Origin of the sequence: Flavobacterium ustbae (assembly GCF_003946915.1) — a bacterium.
In the GTDB taxonomy this organism is placed as follows: Bacteria; Bacteroidota; Bacteroidia; order Flavobacteriales; family Flavobacteriaceae; genus Flavobacterium; species Flavobacterium ustbae.
In genome coordinates this window covers 149,842-172,259 of sequence record NZ_RPOC01000008.1, presented here as the reverse complement: position 1 = coordinate 172,259, position 22,418 = coordinate 149,842, and the positions used below count along the sequence as shown (strand labels likewise).

Here is a 22,418-nt window from a genome sequence, read left to right as displayed (position 1 = left end):
CATCAATATCCAAAACCACATGTTTAAAACCAGAAAAGAAATTGTTTTTGTAATTCTAGCAGGAATATTTATAACCAATGCTGTTGTTGCAGAACTGATTGGAGGAAAATTAATTCAAGTTGGCCCTTTTGTAATGAGTATCGGAATTCTTCCTTGGCCAATTGTATTTCTCACAACCGATTTAATTAATGAATATTTTGGAGAGAAAGGCGTAAAAAAACTTTCTTTCATAACTGCATGTCTCATTGCTTATGCTTTTATTATATTGTTTATGGCAATGACAATTCCGGCTGCAAAAGGAATAAGTCCTGTAAATGACGAACAATTTCAGGCCGTCTTTGGACAAAGTATGTGGATTATTGTTGGAAGTTTAATAGCCTTTATGGCTTCTCAGCTTATTGATGTTTGGATTTTTTGGTTTTTCAAAAACAGAACAGGCGAAAAGAAAATATGGTTGAGAGCAACGGGTTCTACAGTAATTTCCCAATTATTTGATTCTTTTATTGTTTTAGGAATTGCTTTTTGGCTTCCTGGAAAAATAGATTTCGATACTTTTATATCTTCTGGTTTAATTGGCTATACTTTTAAATTGGCAATAGCTATTTTATTAACTCCAGCAATTTATTTAGGGCATCATTTGATCAAAAAATATTTAGACTCAGATCCCAATCATAAAGTGTAGCGACTATCTGTATGAAAAACATAAATACCTCCATATTATTCTCTACTTTCTTTTTTATTTTTAGTTGTGGCAATGATCAAAAAAAGGAGCTCACTCCAAAAGCTACCCCTGTTAATCACATTAAACCTGTTGATGAAATAAAAACTACTCCACATAAAAATGTCAAAATACATAACCTGCCAGTAAAAATTTCGTCAAAGAAAAGTTTGAATCAACCCGAAAAAAATCATGATAGCATTGTAAAAACAAATCATGGTGCTAAGTCTAGCGATATGCTTCATAATTTTTTTGCCATTAGAAAAATTCTTGCAAATTGCAAAATCGGAGAAACATTTACGCAGAAAGAACTTTCTCAAAATTTAGAAATCCCTAAAGATGCTATAAAACTTATAAAAAGCATTACAAAAACAAGCGAAGATGAAATTGAAATAAAATGGAAATCAACTTGGTTTATAGAAAAAGTTTCGGACGCAAAATTTACCGATGCGAAAATGAAAATTAAATTTCAAGCCAATAAAATGTACACTTCGGGAAAAGCAATTGGAATTAAATACAACAAAAAAATCTATAATGATTTAATAATAGTTGGAACAAAAGCTTATATACCAAGCGTAAAGGGTTATCACTGGAAAATAGGGAAATAATGGAACAAGAAAATAAAATTCGATGCGGCTGGTGTTCTGCCAGCGATTTATATAAAAAATACCACGACGAAGAATGGGGAACTCCAGTCTATGATGATCCAACCATTTTTGAGTTTTTAATTTTAGAAACATTTCAGGCTGGTTTAAGTTGGATTACGATTTTAAACAAAAGGGAGAACTTCAAAGTTGCTTTTGATAATTTCGATTATAAAAAAATAGCCAATTATTCTGAAGATAAAATCGAAGAATTAATGCAAAACACGGGCATTATCAGAAACGGATTAAAAATTAAATCTGCTGTTTCAAATGCACAGGCATTCATGAAAGTTCAGGAAGAATTTGGAACTTTCTCAAAATACATCTGGGAATTTGTTGACGGAAAACCAATTGACAATAAGCCAAAGACTTTAATAGATGTTCCCGCAACAACTCCAATTTCTGATGCTATCAGTAAAGATTTAAAGAAACGCGGATTTAAATTTGTTGGTTCAACTGTGATTTACGCTCACATGCAGGCAACCGGAATGGTCAATGATCACGTGGAAGATTGCTGGACCAGAATAAAATAGTTTCAAGTTTCAAGTTTCAAGTTTCAAGTTTCAAGTTTCAAGTTTCAAGTTTCAAGTTTCAAGTTTCAAGTTTCAAGTTTCAAGTTTCAAGTTTTCCGCGACGCAATAGCAGCGATTTTCAAAACCTGAAACTTGAAACTTGAAACTTTTTCATACAACCAAAACAAAATTTACTATATTTGCTTCACACTTTAGGGGTGTCTGCAACATGCAGGCTGAGATTTTACCCTCTGAACCTGATCTAGTTCATACTAGCGTAGGGAAAAGTAAGATGACTTCTATGCGCGCGCCTGCGTGCATTTTGTAGCCATTCCTATTGTGTATCTATACACTAAACTAAAAAGGAATGGAACTAAAAATCAATCAACAAACAAAAAAATTCAATGCTGAATCGCTAAGCGTTCAATCATTGCTCGATCTCGAAATTCCGCTCAAACAAAACGGAATCGCCGTTGCTGTTAACAATACTGTTGTTCCAAAAACCAAATGGAACGAATTCCTCCTACAAGAAACTGACGATATTTTGATTATTTCTGCTACGCAAGGAGGTTAAATTTTAATTCCAAAAAAAGAAATTCCAAATTCCAATTTTCGTACTGTGCGTTAGACGCACTGCGGTGCATCTCTACAGAAAACATTGTGAATAAACACAATCAGGAGCAACTTGAAACTTGAAACCTGAAACTTGAAACCTGAAACTTCAAACTTGAAACAAAAAACTATGAAAGAAGAACAAATATCCAGAACCCCGTTTCCGAATTCTAACAAAGTATATATCGACGGAGAAATTCATCCCATAAAAGTAGCGATGCGCGAAATTACTTTGAGCGACACTAAACTTTCCAACGGCGGAATTGAGAAAAATCCTCCAGTGACTGTTTACGATACTTCGGGCGCTTATACGGATCCAAATGTAGAAATTGATATTAGAAAAGGATTGCCACGCTTACGCGAAAGCTGGATTCTTGACCGTAATGATGTCGAAATTCTAAGTGAAATCACTTCAGATTACGGTTTAAGCCGACTGAAAGATGAAAGCTTAAATCACCTTCGTTTTGAATATTTACATCAGCCAAAACGTGCCAAAAAAGGAGCAAATGTAACTCAATTGTATTACGCTAAACAAGGCATTATTACTCCCGAAATGGAATATATCGCGATTCGCGAGAACCAACGTATCGAACTTTTAAATGAACAGACCGATGCTATGCGCTGCCAGCATCATGGTCATAGTTTCGGTGCTAACACTCCAAAAAGCAAAATTACTCCAGAATTTGTCCGTTCTGAAGTTGCTTGCGGAAGAGCTATAATTCCAAACAACATCAATCATCCAGAAAGTGAACCGATGATTGTAGGTCGAAATTTCTTGGTAAAAATAAATGCCAACATTGGAAACAGCGCGGTGACTTCAAGTATTGAAGAAGAAGTAGAAAAAGCCGTTTGGGCTTGTCGTTGGGGAGCTGACACGATTATGGATCTTTCGACAGGAAAAAACATTCACGAAACCAGAGAATGGATTATCCGCAACTCTCCTGTTCCAATTGGAACCGTTCCTATTTATCAAGCATTAGAAAAAGTAAAAGGAATTGCCGAAGATTTAACTTGGGAGATTTTCCGTGACACATTGATCGAACAAGCAGAACAAGGCGTTTCGTATTTCACGATTCATGCTGGAGTTTTACTTCGTTACATTCATTTAACCGCCAATCGCGTTACCGGAATCGTTTCGCGTGGTGGATCGATTATGGCAAAATGGTGTTTGTTTCATCATAAGGAGAACTTTTTGTACACGCATTTTGAGGAAATCTGCGAAATTATGAAACAATACGATGTAGCTTTTTCTTTGGGAGATGGCTTACGCCCGGGTTCGATTGCCGATGCGAATGATGCCGCACAATTTGCTGAACTGGAAACTTTGGGCGAATTGACCAAAATCGCGTGGAAACACGATGTTCAGGTGTTTATTGAAGGCCCAGGACACGTTCCTATGCACATGATTAAAGAAAACATGGACAAACAATTGGAACATTGTCATGAGGCTCCATTTTATACGTTAGGCCCTTTAACTACAGACATTGCACCAGGTTACGATCATATTACTTCTGCAATTGGTGCGGCAATGATTGGCTGGTACGGTTGCGCGATGTTATGCTATGTAACACCAAAAGAACATTTAGGTTTACCGAATAAAAAAGACGTAAAAGATGGCGTGATTACATACAAAATTTCTGCACACGCCGCCGATTTGGCTAAAGGTCATCCGGGCGCACAATATCGCGATAATGCCTTGAGCAAAGCCCGATTTGAATTCCGCTGGGAAGATCAATTCAATTTGGCTTTAGATCCAGATACTGCTCGAGAATTTCATGATGAAACGCTTCCTGCCGATGGTGCAAAAGTGGCGCATTTCTGCTCGATGTGTGGACCGAAATTCTGTTCGATGAAAATATCTCAGGAAATACGAGATGTCGCTGCCGCTGAAAAAGGAATGCAGGAGAAATCGGAAGAGTTTATTGAGCAAGGGAAAGAGATTTATATTTAAGAAGAAGATAGAAAATAGAGTAAAGAGCAAAGATCTCCTAAATCTGTGAAATCTGCGGGAGAAGAAAAAACAAATCGAATGATTTTAATCTCAAATCCAATGGCGGTAAGAAATGAAATTAATTTAATCCATTCATTTTTTGAAGAAGGATTGTCTTTGCTTCATGTTAGGAAACCTGATTTTTCGAAGATTGAAATGGCGGAATTTCTTCATGATATAAAACTAGAATTTCGGGATAATTTGGTTTTGCATAATCATCATGAATTGGCAAAAGATTTTGGTATTGAGAGATTACATTTTTCTGAAAAAGAAAGAAACGATCTTGTTGATTCTCCTGCAAGGTTTTGGAAACCTTGTAGGTACGAATACAAATCTAAATCAACATCAACACATTCTATAGAAGATTTTAATTCTCTTAAACATTTTGATTATGCTTTTCTGAGTCCCGTTTTTAAAAGTATTTCTAAAGAAAATTATTCTCCTGAAAAAGACCTTTTTGAAGAACTGAAATCAAGAACAAATCAGAAAACAAAAGTCATCGCTTTAGGCGGAATCGATTCAAAAAACATTAGAGAAGTATTAGAAAAAGGTTTTGATGATTTTGCGCTTTTAGGAAGTATTTGGAAGAATAAAAATCCTTTAAAACAATTTAAACTATGTCAAAAGATCGCCCATTCGCACTCACAATCGCCGGTTTAGATCCTTCGGGAGGCGCAGGAATTTTGGCTGATATCAAAACATTTGAACAGCATAAAGTAACTGGTTATGCTATTTCGACGGCAAACACCATTCAGACTGAAAATCAATTTTATGAAATTCAGTGGACAGATTTGAGTTTTGTAATCAGATCAATTGAAACGTTGTTTTTAAACTATAAAATCAGGGTTGTAAAAATCGGGATTGTGTCTTCTTTACATGATTTAAACCGAATTATCTCGACAATAAAACAGCTTTCTCCATCGACAAAAATCGTTTGGGATCCAGTTTTAAAATCGACTACAAAATTTGAATTTATGACTGTTAAAGATCATTTGGAATTAAATCAAATACTTTCAAAAATTGACTTGATCACGCCCAATTATAATGAAATAAAAATTCTTTTTCCTGAATTTATTTTAGCCGAAAATCAATTTCCTACGAACGTTCTATTAAAAGGCGGACATAACCAAAAAGCAGTTGGAACTGATCGATTATTTCTAAAAAATGAAGTTTTAGAATTACTTCCATCAGATAAAAAATGTTTTGAGAAACATGGTTCAGGCTGTGTGCTTTCGTCAGCAATTGCTTCGAATTTAGCTTTAGAACAAACCTTAATCGAAGCTTGTAAAAATGCTAAAATCTACATCGAAAATTACCTGAGCTCAACATCAACTTTAATCGGATATCATTATGTATAGCAAACTTCAATATATCTCGCAAGGCGAAACTATCGAAAAACAATTATGCAATATTAATCAGGCACTCGATGCAGGATGTAATTGGGTGCAGATGCGTTTTAAAAACCAAACGCAAAAAGATACTTTTCTATTAGCGGAAGCGGTAAAGCCTTTATGCGAAAAATACACTGCCAATTTCATTATAAATGATGATCTGTATCTCGCCAAAGAAATTGATGCAGACGGTATTCATTTAGGTTTAAACGATACTAAAATCGACGAAGCTAGAGCTTTATTAGGAACTTCAAAAGTTATTGGAGGAACAGCCAATACTTTGGAAAACATTCAAAATCATGTCAAAAATGGTTGTGATTATATTGGGTTAGGGCCTTTTAGATTTACAAATACAAAAGAAAAATTAAGTCCGATTTTGGGATTGTCGGGTTACTTTGACATCCTGCAAAAACTGAAAAAAAATAAAATCGAAATTCCTATTTACGCCATTGGAGGCATTACTTTGCGTGATGTGAGTCCGTTAATGGAAACTGGAATTCATGGAATTGCCGTTTCAGGAATCATTAAAGAAAGTGATGAAAAGGAAAAACTAATTCAACAATTAAACGAAAAATTATATGCAAAAATCATTGTTTAATATAGGAGATAAAGCTTTTAAATCCCGTTTGTTTTTAGGAACGGGAAAATTTGGTTCGAACGAGGAAATGGAACAGGCCGTTCTTGCTTCTGAAAGTGAATTGGTAACCGTGGCATTAAAACGTATCGATTTGGAAACGGATACTGATGTAATTTTATCACATTTGAAACATCCGAATATTAATTTATTACCGAATACTTCAGGCGCAAGAAATGCCAAAGAAGCTGTTTTTGCCGCACAATTAGCGCGCGAAGCTTTAGAAACGAATTGGGTAAAACTAGAAATTCATCCTGATCCAAAATATTTAATGCCCGATCCAATTGAAACATTAAAAGCAACAGAAGAACTTGCTAAACTTGGTTTTATCGTTCTTCCGTACATTCACGCCGATCCTGTTTTATGCAAACATTTGGAAAACGCTGGAACGTCGGCCGTAATGCCTTTAGGTTCACCAATTGGAAGCAATAAAGGGTTAAAAACGATCGATTTCTTAGAAATTATAATTGAACAAAGTAATGTTCCTGTTATCATCGATGCCGGAATCGGAGCGCCTTCTGATGCTGCAAAAGCAATGGAAATTGGTGCCGATGCTGTTTTGGTGAATACTGCAATTGCAGTTGCAGGAAATCCGAAATTGATGGCTGAGGCTTTTAAGGAAGCTGTGATTGCGGGAAGAAAGGCATTTGAAGCGAAAGTCGCTAATCAGCAAAATTACGCTTCGGCTTCTAGTCCTTTGACTTCTTTTTTATACGATTAAAAGATTTCACGCAGATTTTGCAGATTAGGGAGATTTATTAAGAAGCATATCTTAAAAGTAAGAAATTTCATTATTTTTGATTTCTGTAAAAAAATTTGACTGTATGTTAGAAAATGAAATTTCATATAAAGTAAGAGGAGCAATTTTTAAAGTTTATAATACAATGGGACCTGGCCTATTAGAATCAGTCTATGAAAGTGCTTTATGTTATCAATTAAGAAAAGATGGTTTGAATGTAATGAAACAAATTGATATACCTGTTCACTATGACAATATTAGTTTAGACCTTACTTTTCGACTGGACTTAATTGTAGAAGATCAGGTGATAATTGAATTAAAATCTGTAGAAGAAATAAAACCTATTCATTTTAAACAACTTAATACTTACTTAAAATTAACTAACAAAAAGTTGGGCTTGTTAGTCAATTTTAATTGTAGCAATATCTTAGAAAATATTCATCGTGTAGTTCATAAAATGTAATCTGCACAATCTGCCAAATCTGCGGGAAACAAAACAAAAAAAATGAAAACATTCAAATCTATTTTTGAGCAATATAATTGGGATGAAATCCAATCGAGAATATACAAAACAACTTCAAAAGAGGTCGAGCGCACTTTGGCTAAAACCAAATACAATCTCGATGATTTTTTGATTTTAATCTCTCCAGTTGCTCAAAATTATCTGGAACAAATGGCACAGAAATGCCACGAACTTACCAAAAAACGTTTTGGAAAAACCATTCAAATGTATGCGCCGCTGTATTTGAGCAACGAATGCCAAAATATCTGTACTTATTGCGGATTCAGCTTAGATAATAAAATTAAACGCAAAACCTTAACTGATTCCGAAATAAAATTGGAAGTTGAAGCATTAAAAAAAACAGGTTTCGATCATGTTTTATTGGTTACTGGCGAAGCGAATTATACCGTTAACATCAATTATTTTCTGAATGCGATTAATCTAATAAAAGAAGATTTTTCAATTATTTCGGTTGAAGTTCAGCCACTTTCCACTGAAGATTACGAGCGTTTGCACGATTCTGGAGTTTATTCGGTTTTGGTTTATCAAGAAACGTATCATCAAGAAGTTTACAAAAAATATCATACTAAAGGTAAAAAATCCAATTTTGATTATCGACTAGAAACTCCCGATAGAATTGGAACCGCGGGAATTCATAAAATTGGTTTAGGTGTTTTATTAGGTTTGGAAGATTGGCGAACGGATAGCTTTTTTAATGCTTTGCATCTGGATTATTTGCAGAAGAAATACTGGCAAACTAAATATTCGGTTTCATTTCCGCGTCTTCGTCCCGCAGAGGGAATTATTGAACCCAATTTTATTATGGATGATAGAGATCTGACACAATTAATTTGCGCTTACAGATTATGGAATGAAGATTTGGAAATTTCAATTTCAACTCGTGAAAACGAAAAATTCAGAAATAACATAATTCCGATTGGTGTTACGAGTATGAGCGCAGGTTCAAAAACCAATCCTGGCGGTTATGTGGTAGATCCGCAATCTTTGGAGCAATTCGAAATTAGCGACGAAAGATCTGCTGCCGAAATTTCAAAAATCATAAAAAATAAAGGCTACGAACCGGTTTGGAAAGATTGGGACAAAAATTTTATTTCAGATTTTAGATTTTAGACTTCAGATTAAAAATCTAAAAATTCAAATATTTAAACTCCTACTTCAATCTAAAATCTAAAATCAGAAATCTAAAATATAAACATGAGCATTATCCAAGAATTTCTTCGTTACAACAGACAAACTATTCTTCCTGAAATTGGAGATGAAGGTCAGGAAAAATTAAAAAAAGCTAGAGTTTTAGTAATTGGAGCTGGCGGCTTAGGTTGCCCAATTTTACAATATATTGCTACAGCGGGAGTTGGCTTTATCGGAATTATGGATTTTGATACGATCGAAATTCACAATCTACATCGACAGATTTTATATACCGAGAATGAAATTGGACAATATAAAGCCATTGTTGCTCAAAAAGTCGTTTCAAAACTAAATCCGCTAATTCAGGCAGAAGCGATTCAAGAAAAATTAACTGTAGAAAATGCTTCAAAAATTATTCAACAATATGATATTATTGTAGACGGTTCTGATAATTTCTCGACTCGTTATTTAGTTAATGATACTTGCGTTCAGCTTTACAAACCTTTGGTTTACGGAAGTATCTTAAAATTCGAAGGACAAATTGCTGTTTTCAATCATAACAGAAGTAAAAATCTTCGTGATTTATTTCCCGAAATGCCAGATCCAAAAGATGTTCCGAATTGTAATTTGAATGGAGTTTTAGGAACGCTGCCAGGAATTATTGGCAATATGATGGCACATGAAACACTGAAATTAGTATTAGAATTGCCTTCATTAAACAACGAATTGATACTTTTTAATACTTTAAACTGGAGTTTTACAAAATTGAGTTTTTAAAAAACAACCTCATCACCCACACTAATAATTCCCGAATTCAAACTCACAATATTGGTTCCGAATAAAACTGAATTATCTACATTTCTGTATTTGCTTAAAGTTTTCAATGGCTCTTTTTTTACAATTCCTTTCTTCGGATCATTATTGATCATTATGCATCTTTCGCAAGGTTTTATATTTTTAAATTGTACATCTCCAATTTTAAAAGCACCATACTGATCCTCTTCGTGCGCTTTTTTAGTGCCAATGACAATATTTGGACGAAACCTTTTTACGGTAATTTTTTCTTCTAATTTGCTATTTAAAAGATCCATACTTTCTGTTCCCACCAATAAATACGGATAACCATCTGCAAGACTCACATTGTACGTTTCTTTTGTTTTAGAACTTTCGTGTTTACGATCGCCTTTCTTTACGATTTTAACCAAAGTACATTGAAAACCTAGCTTTTCACTAAACCATTGAGAAGATTTTTTGTTTACTTCAAAAACTTGGGTTTTATCATCCCATACATTTGATTCAATTTTTTCATCTAAATGTTCATCAATAGAAAATTCATGTTCATCTTCAGCAAATGATATTATAATTTTTCCATTTGAAACTTCAGGATAAAATTGGCTCATTATAGGATATTCTCTTTGCGTAACATGCACATTTTCAGAATTTATCAGCATCCATCGGCGATCGTTTTCAAAGCCCATTTCTTCAGCTTTGGCACTTTTTACGCTAATTCCTGCCAAGCTTTTAATCGGATAAATATAAATTTCCTTTACACTATAATTTGCACTCATTTTTATTTACTTTTTAAAATGGACATAAATTCTTCTCGATCGATTTCTCGGCATCCTAAACTCTCCAAATGTGAATTATAAACCTGACAATCCAACAATTTGTAATTTTCTTTTTTTAAATATAATGCCAATGCAATAAAAGCCGTTTTTGACGCATTTGAAACTTTAGAAAACATGCTTTCTCCACAAAAAATATTTCCTAAATCTATTCCGTACAAACCGCCAACCAATACATCGTCTTGCCAAACCTCAACAGATTTTGCAATTCCTTCTTCATTCAATTTACAGTAAGCATCTATCATTTCATCAGAAATCCACGTTCCGTTCTGGCCTTCACGCTTTATTTGCTGACAATTGGAAATTACTTCTCTAAAATTTTTATTATAAGTTACCTTAAATATTTTCTTATTGAGAATCTTTTTCATGCTTTTGGATATTACCAATTCATCAAAAAACAATACCATTCTCGGATCTGGAGCCCACCAAAGAATTGGTTCTCCTTCATTAAACCAAGGAAAAATACCGCTTTTATAGGCCAAATGTAAGCGCTCTGAACTTAGATCGCCTCCAATTGCCAAAACACCTTCTTCATCAGCTTCTGTAACTGGCGGAAAAAATAAATCGTTGAATAAGTAGTACATCTTTTAAAAAATTCCAAAATAAAAAATCCAAATCCCAAACTTCAAAAAAAACTTTCTCAAAGTTATATTGAATACAAAAATTCCAAATTCCAAACACAGCAAAGTTTTGGAATTTGGAATTTATAATTTGAGATTTAAACTTTCTTAGAACGGTAAATCGTCTGGTTCGTCTTCGTTTATGTTTGTTGCTGGAGCAAAAGTTTCTGCTGCTGGCATTGGAGCCGATTGTCCTGGACCTTCTGGCGCTAATCTTTCAATTCTCCAACCTTGAATACTATTAAAATAACGCGTTTCTCCTTGTGGATTAACCCATTCTCTTCCTCTTAAATTGATAGAAACTTTTACTGCCTCTCCTTGCTTATAGCTACTCAATAAATCGCATTTATCTTGTGTAAATTCGATTAAAATATGTTGTGGATATTGCTCCTCAGTTGTAACAACTAATTCTCTTTTTTTAAATGAGGCACTAACTTGCTGCTCTGGGTTAACCACTTTTACTTTTCCTGTAACTTCCATCTTCGTCTATTTAATTATTGTTTCTATTTCTTTTTATTTTTTAGCTAAAAGCACTTTCCAAGCCGATTCTACATCGTTATTATCCAGATACTTTTTGGCTTCTAAATGTACTTTTTTCTGATCGTCTGAGCTTAAAACTCCTTTGACTGCAAAATTTCCTTTCACAAATATACTAACTTCTTCTTTTGTAGGCAAGGCTTCAATGTTGCCTAATTTTCCTAAATCATTTCCGTCAAAAACAGTGCTTTCTTTTACAAAATCAGGAATTGCATCTACTCCTACTCCTAATGTTGTCAAGGGTTTTGCCACTTCAAAAAGTCCTTGGTTTGATCTTGAATACCAATTATTTCCAAGTCTCGAAACCAAATCAATTTTATGCTGGTCGATTGCTCCGTTTTCATCCAAAATAGATTCAGCGATATGAATTTTTACCACTTCGCATAAAATTAAATTTCCTGCTCCGCCTTCTGTTCCAAGCGGAATAATCTGAGTGACTTTACACTCAAACTGAACTGGAGATTCTTTGACACGAAATGGTTTTACCAAATCTGAAGGAATCTGCGTTAATCCAGCTTTAATGAATTCATTTACGCCACCTCCATATTCTGTACTTGCTAAAGAAGTCTGTTGGACGATATCGTAATTTACAACATTTATTACTACTTCGCGAGTAGCTTCTGCATTTATCAAAGTGTGTTTTATGGTATTATCTCGAACACGCCTTGACGGCGAAAAAACCAAAATTGGCGGATTGGCACTAAATACATTAAAGAAACTAAACGGAGATAAATTAGGAATTCCTCTCTCGCTTATGGTACTCGCAAACGCGATAGGCCTTGGACCAACTGAACTCTGTAGATAGCCTTGCAATTTGGCCGTCGGAATCTCTTTTGGGTTAATGCTAATCATATTTTTTAATTTAAACCAAACCTCATTTTGGTACATACAAAAGTATAGAAATGGTTTAATTAGAAGAAATAGTTTTGCAGATAATACCAAAAATCTTTCGACATTCGCAAAATATAAAATGTGTATATTTCGTTATATTTATACCACAAAAAAACTGATATGTCTTTTTCTGAAAGAACAAATACTACCCGCTGGATTATTATTTCTGTTTGTTTTATAATCATTTCTCTAATTCTTTGGAATACGTATACTTTCTTCCAAATTTTTAAAAATGAGGAGCGCTTAAAAATGAATCTTTTTGTAAATGCCCAAATTACTCTAGTAAATGCCGACGAATACACCGATTTAGATTTGCCTCTTCAAATCATTAACAACAATACCTCGATTCCGGGTGTAATAATGCTTTACGATAAAGTTGTCAGCGCTAAAAATGTTTCCGACGATATTTTGAATGACAAAAAAAAAAGAAAAACGCTTTTGAATAGGTTGAAAAATGAAAACGAACCTATTACTTTTGAATATGCTCCAGGAAAATATCAAACGCTGTATTATGGAAATTCTGAACTTCTTAATAAGCTCAAATATTATCCGATTGCACTTCTTTTAATCATTTTCTTGTGTGTGGCTTTAATCTATAATTTTTACAAAAGCACAAAAATGGCGACTCAAAACAAACTTTGGGCGGGAATGGCAAAGGAAACAGCACATCAAATTGGAACGCCTCTATCTTCTTTAATCGGTTGGGTTGAGATTTTAAAAACAGAAGAAATCGATCAATCTATTAGTGTTGAAATTGAAAAAGATATAGAACGCCTGCAAACTATAACCGATCGTTTCTCTAAAATTGGTTCCATTCCTGTTTTGGAACTTCATGATATTGTAAAAGAAACTCAAAACGCATACGAATATTTACAATCTCGTTTTTCTAAACAAGTTGCCTTTTCGTTTAAGGCTCCAGATTCTCCTGTATTAGTGATGATAAATCCAACATTGCACAGCTGGACTATTGAAAATCTGGTTAAAAATGCAATTGATGCCATGAAAGGGAAAGGAACTTTGGATCTTCAGATTGAACAAGATCTGCATCATGTCAAAATAAATGTAAAAGATTCGGGAACTGGTATTTCTAAAAAACAATTTAAAACCATATTTGAAACTGGTTTTACAACCAAAAAACGAGGATGGGGACTTGGTCTTTCTTTAACCAAAAGGATTGTAGAAGATTACCACAACGGAAAAATTAAAGTACTTCATTCTGAAATTGGAAAAGGAACTACATTTCAGATTTCGTTAAATAAAAAAGTGCAGTAAATAGTTTTACTGCACTTTTTGCTTTTGTCAGGCTAAGCAAAGTCGAAGCCTTATTTTATTTAAATCTTATAAATTCGATTGAATATCTTTTGCTAAAGCTTCGAATTCTTCTTTAGAAAGCGAAACTTTGTTAATGAAACGCATTTCGTCCATTTCGTTTAACGGAATCAAATGTACGTGCGCGTGAGGTACTTCAAGTCCAACAACCGCAATTCCGACTCTTTTGCATGGAACTGTTTTTTCTAATGCTGCAGCCACTTTTTTAGAAAACTTCATTAAACCCAAATATAGTTCTTCTTCCATATCAAAAATTTTATCGATTTCTTGTTTTGGAATACAAAGCGTGTGTCCTTTTGCGTTTGGATTTACATCTAAAAAAGCTAAATAATTCTCGTCTTCAGCAATTTTGTAACATGGAATTTCTCCGTTTACTATTTTTGTGAATATTGAACTCATTGTTTATTTGTTTAATCGTTTATACGTTTAACCGATTAAACAATTAACCGATTAAACAATAAAAAAATTTAGTCTCTTGAAATCTCAAGAATTTCAAATTTCAAAACTCCATTTGGAACTGTAATTTCAGCTACTTCTCCAACAGATTTTCCTAGTAAACCTTTTCCAATTGGAGATGTTACAGAGATTTTTCCTGTTTTCAAGTCAGCTTCACTTTCGGCTACAAGAGTATATTTCATCTCCATTCCGTTACTTTGATTTTTGATTTTTACATTAGATAAAACCAAAACCTTAGAAACATCCAATTGAGATTCGTCAATTAATCTTGCGTTTGCATATACTTCTTCTAGTTTAGAAATTCTCATTTCTAATAAACCTTGTGCTTCTTTTGCTGCATCATATTCTGCATTTTCAGACAAATCTCCTTTATCTCTTGCATCTGCAATATCTTGAGATGCTTTTGGACGCATTACACTTTTTAAGTGCTCCAATTCATCTTTTAATTTTTTTAATCCTTCTGCTGTATAATAAGATACTTTACTCATAACTTCATCGTTTATATAAATACAAAAAATCCCATCGCGACGGGATTTTCTTACCACAAATATACTATTATTTTTAATAGTACATAATTATATGTTAATCATATAGATTTCAAATCTAAATAAATTATTTTTGTTTTAACTAATTCTTATTCAAATAATGAAAAAAATCTGGTTCTTTTTAGCATTTACTGCTATTTTATTTTCTTGCAGTGACAACAACAGAAGCAATAACAACCCTAATATTCCTAATTATTCTATAAACGCCTATCTCGACACCAATTTGCCCACTTATAACAAATTGATATATCCGAGTAATCCTGTTTATGTTGCCAATTATGGAGCAAAAGGGATAATTGTGATGAAAACTGGTGAAGGAACTTATACTGCTTTTGACGCTGCGTGCCCAAACCAAGCTTTGGCTTCTTGTACCGCAATGACAATTGACGGAATTTATGCTGTATGTCCTTGCGATAAAACCCAATATAACTTATTTACAGGACTGGGCGGAAAAGAATTTCCGATGAAACAATATCGTGTAGAATCTTCTGGAACTGTTATCCATGTATATAACTAAAAACAGAAAAGCCTGAAAGTTTATTATTTTCAGGCTTTTTTTGTGTCTTAGCTTTTTAGAATTTCAAATTCAAACCAATTAAGAAGTTTGTTCCCGCTTGCGGATAGTAATAAGGGTAAATATCCCACATGTATCCGTTTGAAACATATTTTTTATCGAAAATATTATTTACCAAAGCCGTAATGGTTATCGATTTAAAAATGGTGTTTGGTTTTATTTCGTAAGAAGCATTAAAATCGTTTACAAAATAATCTGCCAATTTTGCTGCCGGAAGTTCAATATTATTCATGTATTGTTCGCCAACATATTTCTGCAGTAATGAAAGATACAATCCTGAAATAGGTTTATAAACAATAATATTTCCAGCAATAACTTCTGGAGAATAAGCTATTTTGGTTGTACCGTAATATTCGCCATCAACGGCCAAATCAACATTCTTGTTACTGCTTACAGTAAAGTTTGGTCTAAGAGTAAACTTCTCTGAAAGTGCAATTGTTGCATCAAATTCTAAACCTAAACGATAGCTTTTTTCGGTGTTAGCTCGAATTGGCGCACCAACTTCGTCAAGTCTTCCGGTCAAAATCAATTGATCTTTGTAAGCCATGTAATAGACGTTAGAATTTAGTTGAAATTTTTCTGAATTGAATCTCCATCCTAACTCAAAATCATTTAGTTTTTCAGGCTTAACATTTCCGCCTTCATAATCGGTTCTATTTGGTTCGCGATTGGCTCTTGCATAAGAAAGGTATAAAGTGCTGTTTTGAGTAAAAGCATAATTTAAACCAGCTTTTGGATTAAAGAAATTAAATTCATCATCAACCAATCCAGTTTCTATGCTATTGGCTTTGTAAGTAACTCTTCTGTATTGCAAATCACCATAAAAACTCAATTTTTCATTAAATTGATAGTTCGCTTTCGCAAAAATATTTCCATCTGTTTTTGCCGAATAATCATCATAATAATGATCTCCTAATTCTGTCTGTCCAACATTTCTTGCCCAGATTACTTTTCCGTAATGATCTCCTTCATATTTATTCCATCCTCCTCCAAAAATAGCATCTAGTTTTTCTTCTTTATATTTTACAGAAAAAGTGGTTCCGTAAAAATCATTATCTAACCATTTTTGACGAATTAAATCTGTACCTGGAACTAATTCTCCCATATCGTTTTCAACCTCCTTAGTTGGCTCAATTCCACCATAACCTTCAACTGGTTCATCATCTTTGTAATTTTCAAAATAAGAAAGGTATAAAGTGCTGTTTTGAGTAAAAGCATAATTTAAACCAGCTTTTGGATTAAAGAAATTAAATTCATCATCAACCAATCCAGTTTCTATGCTATTGGCTTTGTAAGTAACTCTTCTGTATTGCAAATCACCATAAAAACTCAATTTTTCATTAAATTGATAGTTCGCTTTCGCAAAAATATTTCCATCTGTTTTTGCCGAATAATCATCATAATAATGATCTCCTAATTCTGTCTGTCCAACATTTCTTGCCCAGATTACTTTTCCGTAATGATCTCCTTCATATTTATTCCATCCTCCTCCAAAAATAGCATCTAGTTTTTCTTCTTTATATTTTACAGAAAAAGTGGTTCCGTAAAAATCATTATCTAACCATTTTTGACGAATTAAATCTGTACCTGGAACTAATTCTCCCATATCGTTTTCAACCTCCTTAGTTGGCTCAATTCCACCATAACCTTCAACTGGTTCATCATCTTTGTAATTTTCAAAATAGCCCAATCCTTTTGTGTAATGAAAAGCTAAATTTGTGCTCCATTTATCAGAAATAGATTCGCTCCAATGTAATTGATAATGATCTTGTTTGTAATTATCGGTTTCATTATCATAAAAGCGAGTATTTCCAAATTCATCTGTATATTTTCCAGCAGAATTATAACGACGATTGGCATTTAAAGTTTCTCCGTCAATACCATTCCAAGATTGATAAGTAGTTTGATTTCCTCCAAAAACCAAAGCTTTAATCAATGTCGTTTTTCCAACATAAGTTCCTTGCAAGAAATACGATTTCAAATCTGAACTTGCGCGGTCTACATAACCATCAGATTTCATGGCAGACAAACGACCCGCAATTTCAAAATGATCGTTTAACAATCCTGTACTAAATTTTACCGTATTCTTTAAACTGTTGAATGAACCAGCAGAGCTTGAAATTTCGCCTGTCGCTTTATTTGCATAACTGTCCGTAAGCATATTTAAGCTGGCTCCAAAAGCACCTGCACCATTTGTAGATGTTCCCACACCGCGTTGCAATTGAAGACTTTCTACAGAAGAAGCAAAATCGGGCATGTTTACCCAAAATGTTCCTTGACTTTCGGCATCATTGTACGGAATTCCGTTTATGGTTACGTTAACGCGCGTTGCATCGCTTCCGCGGACGCGAATTCCGGTATATCCAAAACCGTTTCCAGCATCGGAAGTAGTCACAACCGAAGGAAGATAATTCATCAAAACAGGAATATCCTGTCCTAGATTTCTATACTTAATTTCTTTTTTATCCATATTGCTAAAACTCACCGGAGTTTTTGAAGTAACACGAACTGCCGAAACTAAAACCTCATCAAGAGAATTGACTTTTGTAGAATCTTTTTCCTGCGAAAATGCAGAAAGAGTAAAGAAAATAGAGAATAGAGTAAATAAAAATAATTTGGTTGCATCAAGTTTTTCAACCTTAGAACCTTTGCAGCTTAGTACCTTAGTACCTAAAAAAAACTTTTTCATTCGTAAAGAATTACGAATAAAAGGGGGAATTATTCTTTTGTTAAATTAATAAATGTGTTTCACGACAAAATAAGTGTGCACGCTTGATAGTGTCGTTTTTTCCCTTAGCAACATTACTTGCTCAGGTTCTTTGGGTATGATCTCAGCTCGTTATTTAGAGCACCCCTTTGAGACAGTGCAAATGTAATGTTAAAAATTCCAAAAATCAAATCCCAAATTCCAAAAACGTTTATAGATAAAATCTAAAAAAATAAATTCCAAATTCCAAAAACAAATCTTGAATCAGTTTTGGAATTTGGAATTTAAAAATTTGGAATTTCTTCTTTGAATTTAATCAATATTTGGTTTTCTACGAGATTGCTTCAAATCCGAAACATTCTTTTTATCCTTAATTCTCTTCTTAATTACCGCTTTCGGAATTTTTGTAGCTTTTCTGACTTTCGGAACATATAACCCTTTTTTGATGATTTCTAAAAACCGCTTAGTTACAATCTCTTTATTTTTAAGCTGACTTCTATCTTCGTCACAATTTAAAATCAGAATATTTTCTGAGGTCAATCTAGCCGATATGTTTTCTTGTAAAAGCAGTTTTTCTTCATCAGATAAAGCTTGAGAAGCATTCAAATCAAAGTTCAAAACTACTTTTGAAGAAACTTTATTCACGTTTTGTCCACCCGAACCGCTACTGCGAACGGCCTTAAAGTTTAATTCTGATATGATTTTTTCTATCTCCATATTATTGTGGCTGATGTGCTGCTTTCAATAAATCATTAACTGTTTTTACTGGATTAAAAGTGATCAACGGAACAGCGACAAAGATAGTAAGCCAATTTGCCATCGAGCCATTCCATAAGCCTGGTAATTCATAGCTTTTTACTATTTTACCACCTACGCTTTTTTCTACAATAAAGCCCGCTTTTTCGTCTACAAATTTCTGAAGATCAAATCTTTCTCCTTTGTAATTTTTAATACCGCACACTAAATCTACTGGATTAAAATGTGTGGCTTCAGCTAAGATTTCCTGTTGCTTTGTATTTGACAAATCAACTTGTGAAGTTTCTACAATTTGAAGAGAAGTTATACCCTCATCATTCATGACCCAAAATGGCCCACCGCCAGGTTCTCCTTCATTTTTTACCATTCCGCATACGCGTATAGGTTTATCCAAAAGCTCTTTTATTTTCTCAATTTGATTCTCTAATGTAATCTTATCAAAATCACTAGATAAATTAGTGTTGAGTTTTTCTTTTAAGAAGCTCGCAATCTCAGCAATCTTATCTTTCTGAATTTCCTTATTTTCTATCGCTTTTAAATAGCCAAAAACCTTTTCCTGAACTTTTAACAATACACCTGCAAGAGCTTTTTTGTATAAGGTAATCTCGTCAATATGGTTCTGAATTACATTATCTATATTCTTAACAAAAATAATGTCTGCGTCAAGCTGATTCAAATTATCAATCAAAGCTCCATGTCCGCCAGGTCTAAAAACCAATTTGTTGTTTTTATCTCTAACTAATTTATTTTTTAAATCGACAGTTACAGAATCTGTTGTTTTATTCTGGTAAGAATAACTTACATTGATTTGAATGTCAGATTCATTTTCAATTTTCTGTTTGAGTAATGATATAGATTCTTCAAATAAATTCTGATGGGCTTCAGAAACAGTAAAATGAAGATTTGAAATTTCTCCAGAAGTTGCATAATGCACACATTCGTTTAAATGTTCTTCGATCGGAATCGCAATATGCGTTTTATATTCATGAAAAGGCAGAACCGCTTTTGGTTTATTTGCAAAATCAAAATACTCTGGAGACAATACTGTTTTTATGAAATAATAATTCTTATAATCTCTTTCTAAAGATTCAAAATCTGGATAAATTTCTCTTAGCTTTTTATCGACCTCTTTAAAAAACGGAAACTTCTCCATTCCCACAATAAAAATAGGAAGCTCACGATCTTTAGTTCTATTGATATAAGCATTGATTGTTTCTTTATCAATATCAAAATCATTTAGAAAAGCAGTCAAAAATTTAAACATTCTACTTGCTGCACCAGATGCTGGAACAAATTTTTTAAGCTTAAATTTCGACTTTTGACTATCATAAAAGGAAGCTTTTTCTTGAAATTCAGTTTCAGAAAGACTCAAAATTCCATTGTTTATTGTAGCTGGACTTACCAGATTACTTTTTGGAATTCCATTTTTAAAAATATCCAATTGTTTGAAAACATTCTCAAAGTCAGTTCCGTGATTGTATATTTCTACAAAATCATGTGACGAAAAGCCCTTTTGCTTTGCTAATGTGAGATTATTAATAATAGAAGTCGCTTTTGCCAATCTACATTCCTCATCTCCAGATAATGTTATAAACGGCTTTTTTGCCTTAATAAGCGTTTGCTTAAAAGCAGAAAATACGGTTTCTCTCCCTTCAGGAGTATCGCGAATATCGTCTTTTTCCCAAGGAACATCAATATCTGTCAAGAAAAACAAATCGTATTCATGTTTTAGCGCTGCATCATCTAAAAGCGGATCGCAAAAACCGTAATACATTTCAGAAAATACTTTAGTTACCATTAAGTTGGTATCGCAGAATAAATATTTATTTGCACTAGCTAATTTTTCATTTTCCAATGCAGTCTGTCCATATGCAATAGGCATCATATCATCTGCCTCACATATATGCTGATTTTCTTCCCATTTTTTTTGTAAATAGTCGCGTGCAAATTCCGGAACCCATTCGGTTTCGTAATACTCTGCAAGCTGTTTTGCTAAGGTTGTTTTACCCGTACTTTCAGGACCAAACAAAGCAATTTTTATGATAGTTGTTTTTTGCTGTCTAAGATTTTTCTCCATTCTAAATAAGCTGAAATAGCCAAAATTGTAAAAATTATGTATTGAAGTGACAGCATCCCTAAGCCACGATAAGCATAAAGAGGTACAACAATAATATCACCAATAATCCAAAGTGTCCAGTTTTCTATTTTTTTTCTGGCCATGTACCACATTCCAGCAAAAAATATTCCAGACGAAATCATATCAACATAATTGTCAGCATGTATTTCGTAGTCAAAATATTTATAAATTCCGAAAACTACAAAAATGGTCACAATAAACAGTAGGATTCCGATTATTTTTTCATTGAAATTTGTACGGGTAATTGGCAGATTATCTTCAAGCGTTCCTCCTTTTGCCCAAACATACCACCCATAAATGCTCATTACCGAAAAATAAGCATTAATAATCATATCGCCTATATAACCTGCCACATACAGAAGATAAACAGATATAACTGTAGCAATTAATCCTGTTGGGTATACCCAAATGTTTTCTTTTTTTGCAAACCAAACACTTAAAATTCCACAAACGAAAACCAAAAACTCTAAGGCAATATGCCAAAGCGGTGCATTTTTATAACTTTCTAAAAAAAAATCTACCATGAAAACGGGTTATTTGGCATTTATTGTTCAAAAAAATGGCTGTCGTTTTCAAAAGCTGTTCCAATAACAACCAAATCTGCTCCAGCACTATATGCTTTTTCAATTCCGTACAAATCTACAATTCCTCCACCAACAATAATAGGAATTTCAACATTTTGAGAAATCAGCTTAATCATTTCTGCTGGTACAGGCTGTCTTGCACCGCTTCCCGCTTCTAAATAAATTAATTGGTTTCCTAACATTTCTCCCGCCTGAGCGGTCGCCAAAACTAAATCAAGATTTTCTCGACTTAAAGGTTTCGTTTTGCTTACTCTCGCAACAGCAGTTTCATTGCCACTTTCAATCAAAATATATCCTGTAGAAATTACTTCCAAATTTGTCTTTTTAAGAATCGGCGCTGCTTGAACCTGATATTCTATTAAATAATCTGGGTTTCGGCCAGATAATAACGACAAAAATAAAATGCCATCAGCTTTTGGCGAAATCTGCGAAGGATCTCCCGGAAATAATAGTACTGGCAAACTGGTTTTCTGTTTTAACTGCGAAATCAATTCTTCCAAAATATTGTTCTGAACAATACTTCCGCCCACAAAAATATGAGTAGCAGGAGACTGATTAATTTTGTCAATTAAATGCTTTAAATTTTCCAGTACAATTTTATCAGGATCCAAAAGCACAGCCAATAGTTTCTGACCATTACTTTTAGCCTCTACAATCTGTTGCCTAATAGTAAGTATTTGTTCTCGCATTGCGGGTGTAAAAGTAAAAGTTTTTTAATGTCGAAGAACTATTTTGAATGAATTATATTTGTCTAACGTCTTTTGAT

General features: G+C 33.6%; 25 protein-coding genes and 1 riboswitch. Of the genes, 14 read left to right on the top strand and 11 right to left on the bottom strand.

From position 1 onward, the window contains the following. The first annotated feature begins 19 nt into the window (after positions 1 to 19). From EG814_RS12315 to EG814_RS12260, 12 genes are all read left to right on the top strand, one after another. Positions 20 to 682 carry a queuosine precursor transporter gene (locus tag EG814_RS12315; protein ID WP_125722245.1) on the top strand — a complete coding sequence of 221 codons (663 nt, stop codon included), beginning with the start codon at positions 20 to 22 and terminating at the stop codon, positions 680 to 682. A gap of 11 nt (positions 683 to 693) precedes the next feature. Next, positions 694 to 1,326 carry a hypothetical protein gene (locus tag EG814_RS12310; protein WP_125722244.1) on the top strand — a complete coding sequence of 211 codons (633 nt, stop codon included), beginning with the start codon at positions 694 to 696 and terminating at the stop codon, positions 1,324 to 1,326. Further along, on the top strand, positions 1,326 to 1,895 hold the full coding sequence (locus EG814_RS12305) for a DNA-3-methyladenine glycosylase I (protein ID WP_125722243.1): 570 nt from the start codon (positions 1,326 to 1,328) through the stop codon (positions 1,893 to 1,895). The genes EG814_RS12310 and EG814_RS12305 overlap by 1 nt, the downstream gene beginning before the upstream one ends. A gap of 183 nt (positions 1,896 to 2,078) precedes the next feature. Next, a riboswitch (TPP riboswitch) is annotated at positions 2,079 to 2,175 on the top strand. A 66-nt stretch (positions 2,176 to 2,241) separates the two neighbouring features. After that, positions 2,242 to 2,448 carry a sulfur carrier protein ThiS gene (gene thiS, locus EG814_RS12300; RefSeq protein WP_125722242.1) on the top strand — a complete coding sequence of 69 codons (207 nt, stop codon included), beginning with the start codon at positions 2,242 to 2,244 and terminating at the stop codon, positions 2,446 to 2,448. Between the two features lie 168 nt (positions 2,449 to 2,616). Then, on the top strand, positions 2,617 to 4,437 hold the full coding sequence (gene thiC / locus EG814_RS12295; protein ID WP_125722241.1) for a phosphomethylpyrimidine synthase ThiC: 1,821 nt from the start codon (positions 2,617 to 2,619) through the stop codon (positions 4,435 to 4,437). Positions 4,438 to 4,515: 78 nt separating this feature from the next. Then, a complete protein-coding gene (locus tag EG814_RS12290; RefSeq protein ID WP_125722240.1) occupies positions 4,516 to 5,136 on the top strand; it encodes a thiamine phosphate synthase in 621 nt (206 codons plus the stop codon). Continuing rightward, a complete protein-coding gene (locus tag EG814_RS12285; protein ID WP_125722239.1) occupies positions 5,094 to 5,834 on the top strand; it encodes a hydroxymethylpyrimidine/phosphomethylpyrimidine kinase in 741 nt (246 codons plus the stop codon). Before EG814_RS12290 ends, EG814_RS12285 begins: the two co-directional genes overlap by 43 nt. Then, positions 5,827 to 6,465 (top strand): thiamine phosphate synthase, encoded by a 639-nt coding sequence (locus EG814_RS12280; RefSeq protein WP_125722238.1) that lies wholly within the window; start codon positions 5,827 to 5,829, stop codon positions 6,463 to 6,465. The genes EG814_RS12285 and EG814_RS12280 overlap by 8 nt, the downstream gene beginning before the upstream one ends. Further along, positions 6,446 to 7,222: a thiazole synthase gene (locus EG814_RS12275; RefSeq protein WP_125722237.1), complete on the top strand. Its 777-nt coding sequence runs from the start codon at positions 6,446 to 6,448 to the stop codon at positions 7,220 to 7,222. Before EG814_RS12280 ends, EG814_RS12275 begins: the two co-directional genes overlap by 20 nt. Positions 7,223 to 7,325: 103 nt before the next feature. Next, complete coding sequence (locus tag EG814_RS12270) at positions 7,326 to 7,703, top strand: GxxExxY protein (protein ID WP_125722236.1); 378 nt, start codon at positions 7,326 to 7,328, stop codon at positions 7,701 to 7,703. 42 nt (positions 7,704 to 7,745) lie between these two features. Continuing rightward, entirely contained in the window at positions 7,746 to 8,873 is a 1,128-nt protein-coding gene (thiH, locus tag EG814_RS12265; protein WP_125722235.1) for a 2-iminoacetate synthase ThiH, read from the top strand. Positions 8,874 to 8,957: 84 nt separating this feature from the next. Next, positions 8,958 to 9,668, top strand: coding sequence for a HesA/MoeB/ThiF family protein (locus tag EG814_RS12260; RefSeq protein WP_125722234.1), 711 nt, complete (start codon positions 8,958 to 8,960; stop codon positions 9,666 to 9,668). Here EG814_RS12260 and EG814_RS12255 read toward each other — a convergent pair. The 4 genes from EG814_RS12255 to EG814_RS12240 all read right to left on the bottom strand — a co-directional run bounded on the left by EG814_RS12255 (position 9,665) and on the right by EG814_RS12240 (position 12,525). Further along, complete coding sequence (locus EG814_RS12255) at positions 9,665 to 10,459, bottom strand: MOSC domain-containing protein (RefSeq protein WP_125722233.1); 795 nt, start codon at positions 10,457 to 10,459, stop codon at positions 9,665 to 9,667. The genes EG814_RS12260 and EG814_RS12255 overlap by 4 nt on opposite strands. Positions 10,460 to 10,461: 2 nt before the next feature. Continuing rightward, positions 10,462 to 11,100: a leucyl/phenylalanyl-tRNA--protein transferase gene (aat, locus tag EG814_RS12250; RefSeq protein WP_125722232.1), complete on the bottom strand. Its 639-nt coding sequence runs from the start codon at positions 11,098 to 11,100 to the stop codon at positions 10,462 to 10,464. Between the two features lie 144 nt (positions 11,101 to 11,244). Then, positions 11,245 to 11,616, bottom strand: coding sequence for a DUF3127 domain-containing protein (locus tag EG814_RS12245; RefSeq protein ID WP_125722231.1), 372 nt, complete (start codon positions 11,614 to 11,616; stop codon positions 11,245 to 11,247). A 33-nt stretch (positions 11,617 to 11,649) separates the two neighbouring features. Beyond that, entirely contained in the window at positions 11,650 to 12,525 is an 876-nt protein-coding gene (locus tag EG814_RS12240; RefSeq protein WP_125722230.1) for a flavin reductase family protein, read from the bottom strand. 159 nt (positions 12,526 to 12,684) lie between these two features. On the opposite strand from EG814_RS12240, the gene EG814_RS12235 reads away from it, so the two are divergent. Next, on the top strand, positions 12,685 to 13,836 hold the full coding sequence (locus tag EG814_RS12235; RefSeq protein ID WP_125722229.1) for a sensor histidine kinase: 1,152 nt from the start codon (positions 12,685 to 12,687) through the stop codon (positions 13,834 to 13,836). Between the two features lie 66 nt (positions 13,837 to 13,902). Here the strand turns inward: EG814_RS12235 and EG814_RS12230 are convergent, their stop codons facing one another. Beyond that, entirely contained in the window at positions 13,903 to 14,292 is a 390-nt protein-coding gene (locus EG814_RS12230) for an HIT family protein (protein ID WP_125722228.1), read from the bottom strand. Positions 14,293 to 14,360: 68 nt separating this feature from the next. Next, entirely contained in the window at positions 14,361 to 14,837 is a 477-nt protein-coding gene (gene greA / locus EG814_RS12225) for a transcription elongation factor GreA (RefSeq protein ID WP_111288069.1), read from the bottom strand. 157 nt (positions 14,838 to 14,994) lie between these two features. Here greA and EG814_RS12220 point away from each other — a divergent pair, with 157 nt between their 5' ends. Beyond that, positions 14,995 to 15,411 carry a Rieske (2Fe-2S) protein gene (locus EG814_RS12220; RefSeq protein WP_125722227.1) on the top strand — a complete coding sequence of 139 codons (417 nt, stop codon included), beginning with the start codon at positions 14,995 to 14,997 and terminating at the stop codon, positions 15,409 to 15,411. A 55-nt stretch (positions 15,412 to 15,466) separates the two neighbouring features. Here EG814_RS12220 and EG814_RS21030 read toward each other — a convergent pair whose 3' ends face one another. The 5 genes from EG814_RS21030 to EG814_RS12195 form a co-directional block, all read right to left on the bottom strand. Further along, a complete protein-coding gene (locus EG814_RS21030) occupies positions 15,467 to 18,157 on the bottom strand; it encodes a TonB-dependent receptor (protein WP_164515320.1) in 2,691 nt (896 codons plus the stop codon). A 330-nt stretch (positions 18,158 to 18,487) separates the two neighbouring features. After that, the gene (gene arfB / locus EG814_RS12210; RefSeq protein ID WP_125722226.1) at positions 18,488 to 18,892 is read right to left on the bottom strand and encodes an alternative ribosome rescue aminoacyl-tRNA hydrolase ArfB; all 405 of its coding nucleotides are present in this window, start codon (positions 18,890 to 18,892) and stop codon (positions 18,488 to 18,490) included. A gap of 1 nt (position 18,893) precedes the next feature. Continuing rightward, the gene (locus EG814_RS12205) at positions 18,894 to 21,008 is read right to left on the bottom strand and encodes a DUF4301 family protein (RefSeq protein WP_125722225.1); all 2,115 of its coding nucleotides are present in this window, start codon (positions 21,006 to 21,008) and stop codon (positions 18,894 to 18,896) included. Further along, positions 20,969 to 21,592 (bottom strand): nicotinamide riboside transporter PnuC, encoded by a 624-nt coding sequence (gene pnuC, locus EG814_RS12200; protein ID WP_125722224.1) that lies wholly within the window; start codon positions 21,590 to 21,592, stop codon positions 20,969 to 20,971. The genes EG814_RS12205 and pnuC overlap by 40 nt, the downstream gene beginning before the upstream one ends. Before the next feature lie 20 nt (positions 21,593 to 21,612). Beyond that, positions 21,613 to 22,341, bottom strand: coding sequence for a geranylgeranylglyceryl/heptaprenylglyceryl phosphate synthase (locus EG814_RS12195; protein WP_125722223.1), 729 nt, complete (start codon positions 22,339 to 22,341; stop codon positions 21,613 to 21,615). Positions 22,342 to 22,418 lie beyond the last annotated feature (77 nt).